Here is an 18438-nt window from a genome sequence, read left to right as displayed (position 1 = left end):
CCCCCAGCTGCTGTCTCGGAAGGATCTTGATGACCGCCCCTCACACCTCTCGTTTCCCCTACGCGAAGGGGTCCGACGGCGCCCGCCGGATCGGCTACGGCGCCGACTACAACCCCGAGCAGTGGCCGCGGGAGGTGTGGGCGGACGACATCCGGCTGATGCGCGAGGCCGGGGTCACCGTCGTCTCCCTGGCGATCTTCTCCTGGGCGCGGCTCCAGCCCACCGCCGACACCTGGGACTTCGCCTGGCTCGACGAGATCATGGACCTGCTGCACGCGGGCGGCATCGGCGTCGACCTCGCCACCGCGACGGCGTCCCCGCCGCCCTGGCTCACCACCGCGCACCCTGAGATCCTGCCGGTGACCGCGACCGGCGAGACGCTCTGGCCCGGCGCGCGCCAGCACTGGCGGCCCACCTCGCCCGTCTTCCGCGAGCACGCGCTGCGCCTGGTCCGGGAGATCGCGACCCGGTACGCGGACCATCCCGCGCTCGTCGCCTGGCACGTCAACAACGAGCTGGGCTGCCACAACGTCCACGACTACTCCGACGACGCCGCCCGCGCCTTCCGCGCCTGGCTGCGCCGCCGCTACACCACCCTCGACGCCCTCAACCACGCCTGGGGCACGGCCTTCTGGTCGCAGCGCTACAGCGACTGGGACCAGCTCCTGCCGCCCCGGCTCGCCGCCTCGCACCCCAATCCGACGCAGCAGCTCGACTTCAAGCGGTTCTCCTCCGACGCGCTGAAGGACCATCTGCTCGCCGAGCGCGCGGTGCTGCGCGAGCTGACCCCGGACACGCCCGTCACCACCAACTTCATGGTGATGGGCGGCACCAAGGGCATGGACTACGCCGACTGGGCCGCCGAGGTGGACTTCGTCGCCAATGACCACTACGTGGTGCCCGGGCCGCAGGACCGCGACGAGCTGTCCTTCGCCGCCAACCTCACCAGCGGCATCGCGGGTCACCGGCCGTGGTTCCTCATGGAGCACTCCACCAGCGCGGTCAACTGGCAGCCGGTGAACCTGGCCAAGCGGCCGGGCGAGCTGGCCCGGGACTCACTGCTGCACGTCGCGCACGGCGCCGACGCCGTCTGCTTCTTCCAGTGGCGGCAGTCGGCGGCGGGCGCCGAGAAGTACCACTCGGCGATGGTGCCGCACGCGGGGGAGGACAGCGAGGTCTTCCGTACGGTCGTGGAGCTGGGCCGCACCCTTGAGGCCCTGGCGCCGCTCGCCGGGTCCGTGCGCGAACCCGCGCGGGTCGCCCTCCTCTTCGACTGGGACTCCTGGTGGGCCGCCGAGCACGACTCCCACCCCACCTCGCGCCTCGACTACCACGGCGAGGCCCTCGACTGGTACTCCGCGCTGCTGCGGCTCGGCGTCCGCGCCGACGTCGTGCCCGCCCACGGTACGGATCTCTCCCGCTACGACGTCGTGATCGCGCCGGTCCTGCACGTGGTGCCGCAGCAGCTCGGCAAGGAGCTGACCCGGTACGTCGAGTCCGGCGGCCACCTCGTGACCACGTACTTCTCGGGCATCGTCGACGAGAACGACCACATCTGGCTCGGCGGCCACCCGGGCGCGCTGCGCGAACTCCTCGGCATCCGCGTCGAGGAGTTCGGGCCGCTCCTCGACGGCGACACGGTCCGCCTCGACAACGGGACGGCGGGGTCCGTGTGGAGCGACCGCGTCGATGTGACGGGGCCGGACGTCGAGGTCCTGGCCCGGTACAGCACGGGGGCGTACGCCTCGCGGCCGGCGGTGACCCGTCGCGGCACGGGCCGGGGCTCGGCCGCGTACGTCTCGACGCGCCTGGGCGCGGACGGCCTGGCCGCGCTGCTGCCCGGCCTGCTCGCTCCGGCGGGCGTGGAGTCCGAACTCCCGGTAGCGGTCCGGGGGGTGGTGGAGACGGCGGTACGCCGGGATGGGCAGTACCGGTACGTGTTCCTGGTCAACCGGGGGGACGAGCCGGTGCCGCTGCCCGACCGGAGCGGTGAGGTGCTTGTCGGGCCGGCCCTGACGGAGGGGGTCCTTGTCCTGCCCGCGCGCGGGGTGGCGGTCCTGCGGCAGCCCGCACCCTGAGGTCTCAGAGATGGTGGGCCCGGCGCTCCCGCCACAGGAGCCATGCCAGGAACAGGCCGCCGCCCACCCCGGTGACCACGCCGACCGGCATCAGCGCGGAACCGGTCACGCGCTGCGTCAGCAGGTCCGCCGCCGTGACGAGGAGGGAACCCATCCAGGCCGCGGGGAGCACGTGGGGCCCGGCCGCGCGGGTGACGCGGCGGGCCAGTTGCGGTGCGGCCATCGCGAGGAACGGGATCGGGCCCGCCGCCGCCACCGCCATCGCGGTCAGGCCCGTGCCCGCGCACAACAGGATCAGGCGGCTGCGTTCGGGCGCCACGCCGAGCGCGCCCGCCGTGTCGTCGCCCATCTCCAGCAGCGTCAGACGGCGGGCGTGGGCCAGGACCACGGGGACGCAGATCAGCAGGCCGAGACCGGCCGTGCGGACCTCGCTCCAGCCGCGGTCGTTGAGGGAGCCGATCATCCAGCTCGCCGCCTGCGCCGCCTTGCCGATGTCGGCGCGGACGTAGAGGAAGCTGGTCGCCGCGCCGAGCACCGCGGACATGCCGATGCCGACCAGGACGAGCCGGTAACCGTGCACCCCCCGGCGCCAGGCGAGCACATAGACCGCCGCCGCTGTCGTGAAACCGCCGAGCACCGCGCCGAACGCGGTCTGCGGCGCACCCGCGTTCAGGAAGATGATCGCGACGAGCGCCCCCGCCGACGCGCCGTTGCCGAACCCGATGATGTCCGGGCTGCCCAGCGGGTTGCGGGTCAGCGACTGGAACACGGCGCCCGCCATCCCCGTACCGAACCCGACGAGCACGGCGGTGAGCGCACGCGGCAGGCGCAGGTCCAGCACGATGAACTCGGCGCCGGGCGGCCCGTCCCCGGCGAACGTCCGCACCACCTCGGCGGGCGACAGCTCATAGGTGCCGGTGCCGACGGAGAGCACCACCAGACACGCGGTGACCAGGATCAGCGCCCCGCAGACCAGGACCGTACGGGGGGCGAAGCGGACGGACCAGCGGCCCGCGCGCACCTTCGCCCCCGACGCCCGGGGCTCGTTCCTCACCGGCGTCGTCACAGCTGGGCCACCTTCCGCCGGCGTACGAGATGGATGAAGAGCAGGCCGCCGAGGAACGAGGTGACGATGTCCGCCTGGATCTCCGAGGGCGCCGCGACGACCCGCCCGATCACGTCGGCGACGAGCAGCAGGGCCGGGGCGAACAGGGCGCAGTAGGGGAGCAGCCGGCGCGGATCGGGGCCGGTGAACGCGCGGACCGCGTGCGGGATCATCAGGCCGATGAAGCCGATCGGCCCGCAGACGGCGGTGGCGCTGCCGCACAGCAGCGTGACGGCGACGACGGCGAGCGTACGGGTGCGCCGCACGGAGGTGCCGAGCGCGCGGGCGTGATCCTCGCCGAGGGAGAGGGCGCCGAGGGGCCGGGCCAGGGCGAAGGCCAGGAGCGCGCCCGCGACCAGCAGGGGCAGCGCTTCGAGAAGAAGGTCCGGGTCGCGTTTCTCCAGCGTGCCGACCGACCAGTGGCGCATCGAGTCGAGGGTGTTGAGGTCCCAGAGCTGGAGCCCGTTGACGTAGCCGAAGAGCGCGGCGTTGACGGCGGTCCCGGCCAGGGCGAGCCGGACGGGGGTGGCGGCGCGGGTGCCGCCGAGCGCGTTCACGGCGACGGCGGCGACGGCCGCGCCGAGCAGTGCGAACCACAGGTACCCGGTGAACGACGTGATGCCGAGCACGCTGATCGCGGTCACGACGGCGGCCGACGCCCCCGCGTTGACGCCGAGCAGCCCCGGATCGGCCAGCGGGTTGCGCGTGAGGACCTGCATGACACCGCCCGCCAGGCCGAGCGCCGCGCCGACGGCGATCCCGATGAGCGTCCGCGGCAGCCGCAGCTCGCGCACGATGCCGTCGTACGCCGAGCCCGAGGGCGAGAACAGGCCGGACCACACGTCACCGAGCGGGATGTGCTCCGTGCCCACGGCGAGGGACAGCACCGACGCCGCGCAGAGCAGGAGCACGCCGAGGACGAGGCCCGCGGCGCGCGGCGGGCGGCCGCGGCGGGTGGCCGATAGTCGCGGTGCTTCTCCCCGGTGGGGACGGGTTCCAGTGAGCATGTGGTTAGCTTAGGCTAACCTAACCTCGTCTGCTGACAATTACGTTGACGAACCCGCTGTCCGGAGCTGTGAGGAACCGGGCGGATCCGCTCGGAGGAAGAGGAGACATGCGCGTCCAGACCGCGGCCCCCGCCGCCCGGCCCACCGCCGCCCTGCCGGACCACCGGCCGGAGCGCGTCACCGGCCCGCGCGTCGCGCACCTCCTGGAGCGGTTGGCCGCGACCGGCGACGACGCCCGACGGCTGCGCCTCGCCGAGGAGTTCTGGCGCGACGCGACGGCGCTCGGCACCCCGCTCGTCGAGGAGATCGACGGCGCGCCCGACCACCGGGCCGTCACCTTTCTGTGGCGCGGCCACCGCACCACCCGGCAGGTGCTGCTCATGGCCAACCGGCTCGTCGACCGCGACCACCTGGCGGGCTCCCTCCTCGCCCGCGCCCCCGGCACCGACATCTGGCACCTCGGGCTGCGGCTGCGCGCCGACCACCGCGGCTCCTACCGCCTCGCCGCCGACATCTCCGCCGCCGAGCCGCCCACCGACCCGGACATCCTCCAGGCGCGGCTGCGCTCGCTCGCCGTGCACGCCTCGCGCGATCCGCTCAACGCCCGTACGCAGGCGACCCGTTGGTCGGCGGCCGAGTCGTCCGTCTTCGCCCTGCCGGACGCACCGGCCGAGCCGTGGGCGGGAGCGCCGGGTGAGAGACCGGCCGGGCGCGTGGAACGGCACCGCACGCCGGCCGCCGCGCTGGGCGGCCCGCGCGACGTCTGGACCTACCTGCCGCCGGGCCGCCGCGCGGACGACGGCCCGCTGCCCGTCCTCGTGCTCTGCGACGGCGACATGTGGTTCGGCCGCGTGCGGCTGCAGCACACGCTCGACGCGCTGATCGCAGCGGGGAGGCTGGCGCCGCTGGCCGTGCTCGCGCCCGACGCCGTCGACCGCGCCACCCGGGCCCGCGAACTCGGCGCCCGCGACCCCTTCGTCACGTTCCTCGCCGACGAACTCCTGCCCTGGGCGGCCGGCCGCTGGCCCGTCAGCGACGACCCGGCGCGCACGATCGTCGCCGGTCAGAGCCTCGGTGGCATGGCCGCACTGCACGCGGGCCACCAGCGGCCGGACCGGTTCGGACACGTCATCGCCCAGTCGCCGTCCCTGTGGTGGCGGCCCGGGCTCCCGTCGGACCGGCCGTACAAACACGTCTTCGGGGTGCCCTGGCTCGTCGCCCGGTACGCGGACTCCGCGCCGCGCCCCGTCACCGTGCACCTCGACGTCGGCCTGCACGAGGGCGCCATGGTCGACCACTGCCGGGCGCTCTACGACACCTTGCACTCGGCCCGCTACCGGGTCACCCGGCGCGAGTTCAACGGCGGTCACGACTACGCCTGCTGGCACGTCGCGCTCGCGGACACGCTGATCCGGCTCCTCGGCCCCGGACCGGCCTGAGGCCCCTACTTCTCTCCCTCTCTTTCTCCCTCTCTCCCCTTCTCTCTCCCCACAGAAGCACTTCCCCTTCTTCGCCCTTAGGAGCATCACGCACATGTCCTCCAACCGAACCTTCCGCCGCACGGTCCTGGTGTCCTGCGCCGCCGTCACGGGAGCCCTGCTCCTCAGCGCCTGCGGCGGCAGCGACGAGGGTGACGACAGCGCCGGCGGCAGCGGCGAGGGGAAGCCCGCGGCGGCCACCACGCGCCAGATCACCGACGCCCAGGGCCGCAAGGTGAAGGTGCCGGGCTCCCCGCAGAAGGTCGTCACGCTCAGCGAGCCCACCACCGACGCGGCGCTCGCCCTCGGCGTGGAGCCGGTCGGCGTGACGGCGGGCCGCGGCCAGCAGGGCGTCTCCACCTACCTCGCCGACAAGGCGGCCAAGGCGCAGGTCGTCGCCACCGTCGCCGAGGCCGACATGGAGAAGCTCGCCGCGCTCCAGCCCGACCTCATCCTCCTCGACGAGACGACCGGCGCGAAGAAGACCGTCGACAAGCTCCAGGAGATCGCGCCGACCGTCGTCACCGCCAAGCTCAACGAGGACTGGAAGAAGTCCTTCACCGACACCGCCGACGCCCTCAACAAGAAGGCCGACGCCGAGAAGTGGCTGACGGACTTCGACACACAGGTCGCCGACGTCAAGAAGCAGCTCGGCGGCAACGCGGGCACGTCCGTCTCCGTCGTCCGCTGGCAGGACGGCGCGCCCTCCGTCGTCGGCAAGGGCGACGGCGTCGTCGCCTCCACGCTCCAGGCGCTCGGCGCCACCCGGCCCAAGGACCAGCAGGGCGCGAGCACCGGCCACAGCGAGCCCGTCTCCCTGGAGAAGCTGTCCACCATCGACGGCGACTGGCTGTTCTTCGGCACGCTCGGTGACAAGGCCGACGGCGAGAAGGCGTACGGCGAGGCGCGGAAGGTCACCAACTTCGGCAAGCTGAACGCCGAGAAGAGCAAGCACGTCGTGGTCGTCGAGGGCTCGGCGTGGAACAGCGCGGGCGGCCCGCTCTCCGCGCAGGTCGTGCTCGACGACCTCAAGGGGGCGCTGGCCAAGTGAGCGCCGGTCAGGAACGCGCACGGCAGGCCGCCGGGGAACTGGGCGGCCGGCTCGCCCTCGTCACCGGGGCGGGCCGGGGGATCGGCGAGGCGGTGGTCGCCGCGCTCGTCGGGCGTGGGGCCCGCGTCCTCGCCACCGATCTCGACGCGGAGGCCGTCGGGAAGGTGGCGGCGCAGTACGCGGGCGGAGAGGTCATCGCCCGGACGCTCGACGTCACCGACGCGGCCGCGGTCGAGGCGCTCGTCGCCGACGCGGAGGATGCGCTCGGCCCTCTCGACATCGCCGTCAACGTCGCCGGGATCCTGCGCGGCGCCCCCGCGGTCGACCTCACGGACGAGGACTGGGCCGCCACCTTCGCCGTCAACACGAACGGGGTCTTCCACGTCTGCCGTTCCGTCGCCCGGCGGATGACGGCGCGGGGTGCGGGCTCTCTCGTGACCGTCGCCTCCAACGCGGCGGGTATCCCGCGCGCGGGGATGTCCGCGTACGCGGCGTCGAAGGCGGCCACCGCGATGTTCGTGAAATGCCTCGGGCTCGAGGTCGCCGCGCGGGGCGTGCGCTGCAACACCGTCTGTCCCGGGTCGACGCTCACCGACATGCAGCGTGGCATGTGGGAGGCGGCGGGGGCCGACGTCGAGGCCGCCCGGGACTCCGTCATCGCCGGGGACCTCGGCGCCCATCGCACCGGGATTCCCCTCGGGCGTTTCGCGGACCCGTCCGATGTCGCGGAGGCGGTCGCGTTCCTCGCGTCCGATCGGGCTCGGCACATCACGATGCACGACCTGTACGTCGACGGCGGCGCGACGCTCCGCGGGTAGCGGGGTTCGCCTCCTCGTCCGCCGAGTGCGCTCGGTTCGGCGTCCGCGGCTCTCGTCGTGGCTGGTCGCGCAGTTCCCCGCGCCCCTCAGGACGCGGCTGCGCCGCTGTCCCTCCGGGTAGGTGCGGCTCTCGTCGTGGTTGCTCGCGCAGTTCCCCGCGCCCCCGAGATGCGCACTGCGTGCGCCATCTCAGAGGGGCGCGTGCGGCGCGCCCGCTGGGGCAGCGGCGAAGCCGCATGCCCCAGGGGCGCGGGGAACTGCGCGACCAGCCACGACGAGAGCCGCGGTCGCCACACCACCGCACCGCCCACGGCGACACCGCGGTCGCCTCTCACCGCACCGCCCACGGCGCCAACGCGCCCACCCCACCGCCACCGAACCGGCCCCGCCAGATCCGTCGCCCCGGCGAACCCGCCCGACCAACCCCCACTCCCACTCCCACCCCCACCCCCACTCCAGGAGGCCACGATGACCACGTCCGTGCGTGAACCCGTCACCACCCCACCGGAGGTGACCGGCGCGGCGACCGGACTCCTCGACGGCTACCGCCCCGGCGCGGACCGTTTCCTGGCCACCCCGCACCGCACACTGCTCGGCCACGGCACCGCCGCCGAACTGCCGCCCGGCAACGCCCCGTTGAGCCACCGCGTGCGGCACCTCCTCGACGCCCGTCGCCGCGAGGGCCAGACCGCCGTGGTCATAGGCGCCCTCCCCTTCGACCCGGCCGCGACACCCGCGCTGGCCGTCCCGGAGAGGGTCCGCTGGGCACCGCCCCTGCGCGAGGACCCGCTGATCGCGCTGCCCGTGCCGGAGGGCGAGGGCGCGGGGGCGTGGCAGGTGCGCGAGGTGCCCGCCGCCGGGGAGTACGGGGCCGCCGTCGCCGCGGCAGTCGCCCGGATGAAGGCGGGGGAGTTCGACAAGGTCGTCCTCGCCCGGACCCTGGAACTGACCGGCCCGCACGGCCCCGACCTGCCCGCGATGCTGCGCCGCCTGGCCCGCCGCGACCCGGCCGGATACACGTTCGCCGTGCCCAGCGGCCCGGGCCGCACGCTGATCGGCGCCAGCCCGGAGCTGCTCGTCGCCCGCGACGGCGCCCGGCTGACCGCCAACCCCCTCGCCGGCTCGGCGCCCCGCAGCGCCGACCTCGCCGAGGACGTCCGCCGCGCCGCCGCCCTCCTCGAATCCCCGAAGGACCTGCACGAGCACGCCGTCGTCGTGGCCGCCGTCCGCGCCGCCCTCGCCCCGTTCTGCACCCGCCTCGACGTCCCCGACCGCCCCACCCTCGTACGCACGGCGGCGATGTGGCACCTGTCGACCACGGTCACCGGTGAGATCGCCGACCCGGACCGCACCACCGCGCTCGACCTCGCCTCCGCGCTCCACCCGACCCCCGCCGTCTGCGGCACCCCCACCGACCTGGCCCGACAGGTCATCGCCGAGTCCGAACCGTTCGACCGGGGCGCCTACACCGGCATGGTCGGCTGGCAGAACGCGGACGGCGACGGCGAGTGGGTCGTCACCATCCGCTGCGCCGAGGCCGAGACCCGCGCCGAGGGCGGGCTGCTCCGCCTGTTCGCCGGGGCCGGTGTCGTCGCCGCATCCTCCCCGGAGGCGGAGACCGCCGAGACGGGAGCGAAGTTCCGTACGTTCCTGAACGCCGTGGGAGCCGCCCTGTGACCGCCGACGCCCTCACGCCCGGCGTGGACGCGCCGACCTGGCCCGCCGAGTTCGCGGAGCGCTACCGTGCCGCCGGGTACTGGCGCGGCGAGACCTTCGGCGGCGTGCTGCGCGAGCGCGCCGAGGCCCACCCCGACCGCATCGCCCTCGTCGACCCGGCGCCGATCCGCCGCACCTGGACCTACCGCCAACTCGACGAACGCGCCGACCGGTTGGCCGCCGGGTTCATCGAACGCGGCATCCGCAAGGGCGACCGCGTCGTCGTGCAGCTCCCGAACATCGGCGAGTTCATCGAGGTCGTCTTCGCCCTGTTCCGCATCGGCGCGCTGCCCGTGTACGCGCTGCCCGCGCACCGCGAGACGGAGATCGCCTACTTCTGCTCCTTCGCGGAGGCCGTCGCCTACGTGATCCCCGACCGGCACGCGGGCTTCGACCACCGCGACCTCGCCGCGCGGGTCCAGAAGGAGACCCCGAGCCTGCGCCACGTCTTCGTCGTCGGCGACCCGGGCGAGCACACGGCGCTGGCCGACGTCGACGCCGACCCCGTGGAGTTCGACGGACCCGAGCCCCACGAACTCGCCTTCCTCCAGCTCTCCGGCGGCACCACCGGCCGCCCCAAACTGATCCCGCGCACCCACGACGACTACCTCTACTCCCTCTGGGGCTCGAACGAGATCTGCGGCGTCGACGCCGACACCCGCTTCCTCGTCGTCCTGCCCGCCGCGCACAACTTCCCGATGAGCAGCCCCGGTTGGCTCGGCGTGCTCTACGCGGGCGGCACGGTCGTCATGTCCCCGGGCACCGATCCCGGGACGGCGTTCCCGGTCGTCGCGGCGGAGCGCGTCACGATGACGGGCCTTGTCCCGCCGCTCGCCCTCGTCTGGACGCAGTCCGGACCGGGGACCCGCTACGACCTCTCCTCCCTGCGACTCATCCTGGTCGGCGGCGCCAAGTACAGCGAGGCCGCGGCCCGCCGCCTCCAGCCCGCGCTCGGCTGCGGGCTCATGCAGGTCTTCGGCATGGCGGAGGGCCTGGTCAACTACACCCGCCTCGACGACGACACGGAGACGGTCGTCACCACCCAGGGCCTGCCCATCTCGGCGGACGACGAGATCCGCATCGTCGACGACGCCGACGAGGACGTCCCCGAGGGCGCGTTCGGGCACCTGCTGACCCGGGGCCCGTACACCATCCGCGGCTACTGGCGAGCGCCCGAGCACAACGCGCGCTCCTTCACCGCCGACGGTTTCTACCGCACCGGCGACATCGTGCGCCGCACCCCGAGCGGCCACCTCGTCGTCGAGGGCCGGGCCAAGGACCAGATCAACCGGGGCGGCGAGAAGATCGCCCCGGAGGAGATCGAGAACATCATCCTCGCCCACCCCGCCGTCCACGACGTCTCCCTCGTCGCCGTCCCCGACGAGTACCTCGGCGAACGCTCCCTCGCCTACGTCATCCTGCGCGCGGATGCCGCACCGCTGAAGCCGGTCGCCGTGAAGCGGTTCGTACGGGAGCGGGGCGTGGCCGCGTACAAGGTGCCCGACCTCGTCGAGTTCGTCGACACCTTCCCGCAGACCGGCATCGGCAAGATCAGCAAGAAGCAGCAGCGCTCCGCAGCGGAGCAGCCACCTGGACAGCCGACAGAGCCCTCCGCCGGGCCGTCCCGCGAACAGCCCGCCGGGCCGTCCCTCAAGCGGCCCGCCGGCCTGCCGGCCGAGACGCCCGTCGGGCAGCCGACCGAGACGCCCGTCGGGCAGCCGGCCGAGACGCCAGTCGGCCCGCCGGCCGAGCACCTCGCCGAGCCACCCGCCCCGCTCCACTGAAAGGCCCCCCACCATGGCTCTGCCCGCCATCGCCGCCTACCCCCTGCCCCGCCCCGACGAGCTGCCCGCCAACCGGGTCTCCTGGACCGTCGACCCCGCGCGTGCCGTGCTCCTCGTCCACGATCTCCAGCACCACTTCCTCGCCACGTACCCGCAGGACGCGCAGCCACTGACCGGGATGCTCGACAACACCGCCCGCCTGCTCAAGGAGACCCGGGCGCTCGGCGTCCCCGTGTTCTACTCCGCCCAGCGCGGCGGCCAGACCCCCGAGGAGCGCGGGCTGCAGCTCGACTTCTGGGGGCCCGGCGTCGCCGACGACCCGGCCGCGCTCGCCGTGCCGGAGGCCGTCGCCCCGGAGGACGGGGACACGGTTCTCACCAAGTGGAAGTACAGCGCCTTCGTCCGCACCGAACTGGAGTCGGCGATGCGCGGGTCGGGGCGCGACCAACTGGTGATCGTCGGCGTCTATGCCCACATCGGCGTCCTCATCAGCGCCGCCGACGCGTGGATGCGCGACATTCAGGCGTTCGTCGTCGCCGACGCCGTCGCCGACTTCACCCGCGACGACCACGACATGGCCCTGCGCTGGGCCGCGGGCCGCTGTGCCGTCGTCACCACCACCGACGCGCTCATCGAGGAGGTACGGGCCGCATGACCACGACCCTCACCGTCGAACAGATCCGCACCGATGTCGCCGACTGCCTCGGCGAGGACCCCGCCGACATCCCCGTCGACGAGAACCTCGTCGACCACGGCCTCGACTCCGTCCGCATCATGACCCTCCTGGAACGCTGGCGCCGCGACCATGGCGTCGAGGCGTCCTTCGTCGACCTCGCCGAGAAGCCCGCCGTCGACGCCTGGGCCGCGCTGCTGGGGGTGACCCCCTCATGACCGTGCTGACCAGCCATGACGAACGCACGAGCCGCGACTGCGTCCTCCCGCTCACCGCCGCCCAGTCCGGCATGTGGTTCGCCCAGGCCCTCGACCCGCTGAGCCCCGCGCAGAACACCGCCGAGTACCTGGAGATCGACGGCGAACTCGACCCCGAGGTGTTCGCCGCCGCGCTCCGCCACGTCGTCAGCGAGGCCGAGGCCCTGCGCGTCCGCGTCGAGGAGACCCCGGACGGGCCGCGCCAGCGGATCCGCGCCACCGTCGACCTGCCCCTCACCGTGCGCCGGGACCTGTCCGCCGACGAGGCCGTCGCCTGGATGCGCGAGGACCTCGCCCGGCCCTGCGACCTGACGACCGGCCCCCTCTTCGCGCACGCCCTGTTCCGGGTGGGGGAGCGGCGCTGGCTCTGGTACCAGCGCGTCCACCACCTGGTCATCGACGGCTTCGGCCACTCCCTCCTCGTACGCCGCACCGCCGAGGTCTACTCGGCGCTCGTACGCTCCACGGACCCCGGTCCCCGTCCCTTCGCGGGCCTCGCCGACCTGCTCGCGCTGGACGCGGAGTACCGGGCCTCCGACGCGTTCGCGGCCGACCGCGCGCACTGGAGCGCCGCGTTCGAGGACCGCCCGGAGGCATCGCGCCTCGCGGGCCGGGGCGCCCTCGCGTCCCACACGTTCCGCCGCCGGACGACACACCTGCCCCCGGAGACGACGGAACGGATCCGCGACCTCGCCACGCGCACCCGCGCCACCTGGCCCGACGTCCTCATAGCCGCCCAGGCCCTCTACACCGCGCGCGCGACCGGCCGCCGCGACGTCGTCCTCGGTGTCCCGATGATGGGCCGCATGGGCTCGGTCGCCCTCCGCGTCCCCGGCATGGTCATGAACGTCCTGCCGCTGCGCCTCACGCTCCCGCCGGACGCCACCTTCACCCAGCTCGTACGCCAAGTGGTGCTCGGTGTCCGGGAGTTGCGCCGCCACCAGCGCTACCGCTACGAGGACATCCGCCGCGACCTCGGCCTCCTCGGCGAGAACCGGGGCCTCGTCGGCCCCCTCGTGAACGTCATGCCGTTCGACTACGCCACCGACTTCGCCGGGGCCCCGGCCCGCGCCCACAACCTCTCCGCAGGACCTGTCGACGACCTCACCGTCAACATCTACGACCGCGCCGACGGCCACGGCCTGCGCATCGACCACGACGGCAACCCGGCCCTGTACGAGGACGCCGACCTCGCCGCGCACCAGACCCGCTTCGTCCACCTCCTCAGCGGCCTCACCGACGCGGACGCGGACCCGGACACCACCCCGCTCGACACGCACACCATCGCGACACCGGCCGAACTCTCCCTCGTCCTGGACGAGTTCAACCGCACGGAACGCGCCCTGCCCCCGACGACCCTCATCGGCCCGATCGGCGCGCAGGCCGCCCGCACGCCGGACGCGCCCGCACTCGTCCACGGCGACACCACCCTCACGTACGCCGAACTCGACGCCCGCGCCAACCAGTTGGCCCGCCATCTCCAGAGTCTCGGCGCACGGCCCGGCGAGGTCGTCGCGGTCTCCGTGCCACGCTCCGTCGAGCTGATCGTGGGCCTGCTCGCCGTCCTGAAGGCGGGCGCCGCCTACCTGCCGCTCGACCCGGACTACCCGGAGCAGCGCCTCGCGTACATGCTCGACGACGCCCGGCCGGTCTGCGCCGTCACGGACCGCGCGGGCCGCCTCCCGGCCGACGGCACCGGAACGCCGCTCGTCGTCCTCGACGGCCTGGACCTTTCCTCGTACGCCACCGTCGAACCGGCGCGCGCGCTGACGCCCGCGCACCCCGCGTACGTCATCTACACCTCGGGCTCGACCGGCCGCCCCAAGGGTGTCGTCGTACCGCACTCGGCGATCGACAACCGGCTGCGGTGGATGCAGGACGCGTATCCGATCGGGCCGGACGACCGGGTGCTGCAGAAGACGCCGTCGTCGTTCGACGTGTCCGTGTGGGAGTTCTTCTGGCCGCTGCGGCAGGGCGCGACGCTGGTCGTGGCGGAGCCCGGCGGCCACAAGGACCCGGTCTATCTGTCCCGCGTGATCCGCGAGAAGTCCGTCACCACCTGCCACTTCGTGCCGTCGATGCTCCAGGTGTTCCTGGCCGGGGCCGGGTCCGGGTCCAGGGCGGCCGGGTCCGGGGCCGAGGGGTGCGGGGACGCGCTGCGCCGCGTCTTCTGCAGCGGGGAGGCGCTGCCGCGTGAGACGGCGAGCGCGTTCGCCCGCGCGCTGCCCGGCGTCGAGCTGCACAACCTGTACGGGCCGACCGAGGCCGCCGTCGACGTGACCTACCACGCGTGCGAGCCGGACGGCGAGGGCCCGGTCCCCATCGGCCGCCCCGTCTGGAACACCCGCCTGTACGTCCTCGATCCGGCGGGCCGGCCGTGCCCGCCGGGCGTCACGGGCGAGCTCTACCTGGCGGGGCGTCAGCTCGCGGACGGCTACCTGAACCGCGACGCACTGACCGCCGAGCGCTTCGTCCCCGACCCCTTCCGCGCCGATGGCCGGATGTACCGCACCGGCGACCTCGCACGCTGGACCGAACGCGGCGAGGTGGAGTACCTCGGCCGCACCGACCACCAGGTCAAACTGCGCGGCCAGCGCATCGAACTCGGCGAGATCGAGGCGGCGCTCGCGGCCCTCGACGGGGTCGACGGCGCCTGCGCCCTGGTCCGCGACGACCGCCTCGTCGGCTACGTGACCGGCGACGACGCCTCGGACCCGGCGGCGATGCGCGCCGCCCTGGCCCGCGAACTCCCCGAACACATGGTCCCGTCCGCGATCGTGCCGCTCGCGTCCTTCCCCCTGAGCCCCAACGGCAAGCTGGACCGCGCCGCGCTCCCCGCCCCGGTCTTCACCGGCGGCGCCGCCGCCTCCGGCCGCCCGGCGAACCACCGCGAGGCGACCCTGACGACGCTCTTCGCCGAGGTCCTCGGCGTCGAACAGGCCGGGGTCGACGACGCCTTCTTCGACCTCGGCGGCACCTCGCTCCTCGCCGTCCGCCTGGTCGCCCGCGTCCGCGAGGAACTGGGCGCCGAACTCACCATCGGCTCCCTCTTCGAGGCCCCAAGCCCGGCCGCGCTCGCCACCCGTATCGGCTCGTCGGCGCCCGTCTCCGGCGACGCGCTCGACGTCCTCCTGCCGCTGCGCACGCAGGGCGGGCGCCCGCCGCTCTTCGCCATCCACCCGGCGGGCGGCATCTCCTGGTGCTACGCGGGCCTGACCGCACGCCTCGACCGGGACCAGCCCGTCCACGGCGTCCAGGCGCGCGGCCTGACCACGGACGATCCGCTCCCCGCCACCCTGTGGGACCAGGCGGCCGACTACGTGAGCAGGATCCGCGCCGTCCGCCCGCACGGCCCCTACCGGCTGCTCGGCTGGTCCGTCGGCGGCATCCTCGCGCACACGGTCGCGGTCCTGCTCCAGGAGGCGGGCGAAAAGGTCGACTTCCTCGCGCTCCTGGACGCCTTCCCCGCCGAGCAGTGGCGCGAGCGCCCGGCACCCGAGGAGGGCGACGCGCTGACGGCGGTCCTGCGCATGGCGGGCTTCGAACGCGGCACGGAACGCACCCGCGACGACGTCCTCGCCACCCTCCGCAAGGCGGGCAGCCCCTTGGCGGGCCTCACCGACGCGACCCTCTCCCGCATCGTCGACATCGTCCCGAACCACGCCCGCATGATGCGCGCCCACACCCACCGCCGCTACGAGGGCGACGTCCTGTTCTTCACCGCGGCGGCCCCACGCCCGGAGTCCTGGCTGACCCGGGAGGCGTGGCGCCCGCACGTGGGCGGGGAGGTGGTGAACCACGATCTGCCGTGCACGCACCCGGAGCTGTTGCGGGACGAGCACGCGGAGGTGATCGCGAAGGTGGTGTCGGCGCGTCTGGACGAGCTGTCGTGAGAGACGGGAGGGCGTGGCCACACGCCCTGATCAGGGCGGCCCGAGCCTAAGCTCACTCCTGAGCGACCGACGGCCGACCGACGACGGAGAGTGAACGAGGACATGAGCGACGACGACCAGCTGACCGTGAGCGTCCTGGGCACCGGGATCATGGGCGCGGCGATGGCCCGCAACATCGCGCGCGCCGGACACACCGTCCGCGCCTGGAACCGCAGCCGCGACAAGGCCGAACCGCTGACCGCGGACGGTGTGCGGGTCGCCGACACCCCGGCCGAGGCGGTCGCGGACGCCGACGTGATCCTGACGATGCTCTACGACGGCCCGGCCGCGCTGGAGGTGATGCGCCAGGCGGCCGACGGCCTGTGTTCGGGCGTGGCCTGGGTGCAGTCGACCACGGCGGGCCTGGACGGCCTGACCGACCTGGCCGACTTCGCCACCGCCCACGGCCTGGTCCTCTTCGACGCGCCGGTGCTCGGCACCCGCCAGCCCGCCGAATCCGGCGACCTCCTGGTCCTCGCGGCGGGTCCGAGCGCCTACCGCGACGCCGTGACCCCGGTCCTCGACGCGGTCGGCGCCCGTACGGTGTGGACCGGCGAGGACGGCGCGTCCGGCTCGGCGACCCGCCTGAAGCTCGTCGCCAACAGCTGGGTCCTGGCCGCGACCAACGCGGCCGGCGAGGTCCTCGCCCTCTCCAAGGCCCTGGGCGTGGACCCGCAGCACTTCTTCGACGCCATCGCGGGCGGCGGCCTCGACCTCCCCTACCTCCGCCTGAAGGCAGGCCTCGTCCTGGAGGACCGCCTCACCCCGGCCCAGTTCGCCGTCACCACCGCCGCGAAGGACGCCCGCCTCATCGTCGAGGCGGGCCGCCAACACGGAGTCCGCCTCGACGTGGCCGAGGCAAGCGAGGCCCGCCTGACCCGCGCGGCCCAACAGGGCCACGGGAACGAGGACATGGCGGCGGCGTACTTCGCGTCGTTCGAGAAGGACGCGGAGCGCTGAAAGCTCGGTCCGCGGTCCGGAGTCAGCCGAGCCGGGGGATCTCGATCGCCGGGCAGCGGTCCATCACCATGTCCAGGCCCGCTGCCCGCGTGCGGTCGTACGCCTCCTCGTCGACGACGCCGAGCTGGAACCAGACCGCCTTGGCGCCGATGGTGACGGCCTCGGCGGCGACGGGGCCCGCTAGGTCGCTGTTGACGAAGACGTCGACCACGTCGACCGGGAAGGGGATGGCGTCGAGGGTGGGGTAGCCCTGTTCGCCGTGGACCGTCTCGGCCTTGGGGTGGACGGGGACGACGCGCTTGCCGAAGCGTTGCAGGACGGCGGCGACCCCGTACGCGGCGCGCGCCTGGTTGGAGGAGAGTCCGACGACCGCCCAGGTGTCGCCGGACTCCGTGAGGATCTTTTGGATGGTGGCTTGATCGGCGTACATGCTGTCTCCCTACCGCCGTGGCGCGGAACGTGTCGTCATCTTCCCGGTCAACCGGGGCGGGGCGCCGCGGATTCCTTCGCGTAGGCATTGACGCAACTGGCGTTCGATTCTACGGTCCCGTCCGAAGTTGCGATCGGCGTTCGATATATCGAGCAGACATCTCGGACCGAAGGAGCTCCCGTGAGCCGTCGTCTCAGAACCGCCCTCGCCACCCTCCCCGCCGCCCTGCTCCTCGCCCTCGTCCCCTCCACCGCCTCCGCGTACCCGAACCCGGGCCGCCTCACCGGCGCCACCGTCGTCCACGACCCGACCATGATCCGAACCTCGGCGGGCACGTACCTGCTGTACGCGACCGGGGGCGGGCTCGGCTTCCGTACGTCCGGCGACCGGATCGCGTTCAGCGCCGGGAGCGACGCCTTCGGCAGCAAGCCCTCGTGGTGGTCGGCGTACGCGAGTGAGGCGTGGGCGCCCGACATCTCGTACCACGGCGGCAAGTACCTGATGTACTACGCCGTCTCCACCTTCGGGTCCAACAAGTCCGCCATCGGGCTCGCCGGTTCGAGCACCGGACTGCCCGGCTCGTGGGCCGACTACGGCATCGTCTACACCTCCACCACCTCCAGCGACTACAACGCCATCGACCCGAACCTCTTCGTCGACAGCGACGGCAAGTGGTGGCTGTCGTTCGGGAGCTGGTGGACGGGGATCAAGATGATCCGCATCGATCCCTCCACCGGGAAGCAGTACGCGGGCGACACCGCCCGGCGCTCCCTCGCCTCCCGGCCGACCGGGACCAAGGCCGTCGAGGCCCCGTACATCGTCAAGCACGGCAGCTACTACTACCTGTTCGCCTCCTACGACGTGTGCTGCGCCGGGACCTCCTCCACGTACAAGGTGAAGGTGGGGCGGGCGAGCAGTGTCACCGGTCCCTACTACGACAAGAACGAGGTCGCGCTCACCAACAACGGTGGTACGCCGGTCCTGGAGTCGCACGGCAGCGTCGTCGGGCCCGGAGGGCAGTCGATCATGAGCGATGCCGACGGGGACCTGATCGTCTACCACTACTACGACGGGAACGACGGCGGGACGCCCAAGCTCGGGATCAATCTCCTCAACTGGAGCAGTGGGTGGCCCGTCGCCTACTGAGGG

At 73.5% G+C, this 18438-nt stretch carries 14 protein-coding genes; 11 read left to right on the top strand and 3 right to left on the bottom strand.

Translation table 11 applies throughout. From position 1 onward, the window contains the following. Positions 1–29: 29 nt before the first annotated feature. Positions 30–2078: a beta-galactosidase gene (locus N5I75_RS31125; protein WP_476682971.1), complete on the top strand. Its 2049-nt coding sequence runs from the start codon at positions 30–32 to the stop codon at positions 2076–2078. Between the two features lie 4 nt (positions 2079–2082). Here the strand turns inward: N5I75_RS31125 and N5I75_RS31120 are convergent, their stop codons facing one another. Both N5I75_RS31120 and N5I75_RS31115 read right to left on the bottom strand, forming a co-directional pair. Continuing rightward, positions 2083–3144, bottom strand: coding sequence for a FecCD family ABC transporter permease (locus N5I75_RS31120; RefSeq protein ID WP_476682969.1), 1062 nt, complete (start codon positions 3142–3144; stop codon positions 2083–2085). Beyond that, complete coding sequence (locus N5I75_RS31115) at positions 3141–4190, bottom strand: FecCD family ABC transporter permease (protein WP_476682967.1); 1050 nt, start codon at positions 4188–4190, stop codon at positions 3141–3143. The genes N5I75_RS31120 and N5I75_RS31115 overlap by 4 nt, the downstream gene beginning before the upstream one ends. A 107-nt stretch (positions 4191–4297) precedes the next feature. On the opposite strand from N5I75_RS31115, the gene fes reads away from it, so the two are divergent. From fes to N5I75_RS31070, 9 genes are all read left to right on the top strand, one after another. Further along, on the top strand, positions 4298–5629 hold the full coding sequence (gene fes / locus N5I75_RS31110; RefSeq protein WP_476682964.1) for an enterochelin esterase: 1332 nt from the start codon (positions 4298–4300) through the stop codon (positions 5627–5629). A 94-nt stretch (positions 5630–5723) separates the two neighbouring features. Beyond that, positions 5724–6719, top strand: a complete 996-nt coding sequence (locus N5I75_RS31105; protein WP_476682962.1) for an ABC transporter substrate-binding protein — start codon at positions 5724–5726, stop codon at positions 6717–6719. Next, the gene (locus tag N5I75_RS31100) at positions 6716–7537 is read left to right on the top strand and encodes a 2,3-dihydro-2,3-dihydroxybenzoate dehydrogenase (protein WP_476682959.1); all 822 of its coding nucleotides are present in this window, start codon (positions 6716–6718) and stop codon (positions 7535–7537) included. The genes N5I75_RS31105 and N5I75_RS31100 overlap by 4 nt, the downstream gene beginning before the upstream one ends. A 468-nt stretch (positions 7538–8005) precedes the next feature. Continuing rightward, complete coding sequence (locus N5I75_RS31095; RefSeq protein WP_476682957.1) at positions 8006–9214, top strand: isochorismate synthase; 1209 nt, start codon at positions 8006–8008, stop codon at positions 9212–9214. Then, the gene (locus tag N5I75_RS31090; protein WP_476682955.1) at positions 9211–11037 is read left to right on the top strand and encodes a (2,3-dihydroxybenzoyl)adenylate synthase; all 1827 of its coding nucleotides are present in this window, start codon (positions 9211–9213) and stop codon (positions 11035–11037) included. The genes N5I75_RS31095 and N5I75_RS31090 overlap by 4 nt, the downstream gene beginning before the upstream one ends. A 13-nt stretch (positions 11038–11050) precedes the next feature. Then, positions 11051–11692: an isochorismatase family protein gene (locus N5I75_RS31085; protein WP_476682953.1), complete on the top strand. Its 642-nt coding sequence runs from the start codon at positions 11051–11053 to the stop codon at positions 11690–11692. Further along, entirely contained in the window at positions 11689–11928 is a 240-nt protein-coding gene (locus tag N5I75_RS31080; protein ID WP_476682951.1) for a phosphopantetheine-binding protein, read from the top strand. The genes N5I75_RS31085 and N5I75_RS31080 overlap by 4 nt, the downstream gene beginning before the upstream one ends. Continuing rightward, positions 11925–15860, top strand: coding sequence for an amino acid adenylation domain-containing protein (locus N5I75_RS31075; RefSeq protein WP_476682949.1), 3936 nt, complete (start codon positions 11925–11927; stop codon positions 15858–15860). Before N5I75_RS31080 ends, N5I75_RS31075 begins: the two co-directional genes overlap by 4 nt. Positions 15861–15962: 102 nt before the next feature. Then, positions 15963–16859, top strand: coding sequence for an NAD(P)-dependent oxidoreductase (locus N5I75_RS31070; protein ID WP_476682947.1), 897 nt, complete (start codon positions 15963–15965; stop codon positions 16857–16859). Between the two features lie 22 nt (positions 16860–16881). Here N5I75_RS31070 and N5I75_RS31065 read toward each other — a convergent pair whose 3' ends face one another. Then, the gene (locus N5I75_RS31065) at positions 16882–17289 is read right to left on the bottom strand and encodes a CoA-binding protein (RefSeq protein ID WP_476682945.1); all 408 of its coding nucleotides are present in this window, start codon (positions 17287–17289) and stop codon (positions 16882–16884) included. A gap of 180 nt (positions 17290–17469) precedes the next feature. Between N5I75_RS31065 and N5I75_RS31060 the strand changes: the two genes are divergently transcribed. Beyond that, positions 17470–18435, top strand: a complete 966-nt coding sequence (locus tag N5I75_RS31060; protein WP_476682943.1) for an arabinan endo-1,5-alpha-L-arabinosidase — start codon at positions 17470–17472, stop codon at positions 18433–18435. Positions 18436–18438: the final 3 nt, after the last annotated feature.

Source organism: Streptomyces sp. R818 (genome assembly GCF_056172735.1).
The sequence above is the reverse complement of the archived record's forward strand: the minus strand, read 5'-3'. Positions and strand labels throughout refer to the sequence as shown.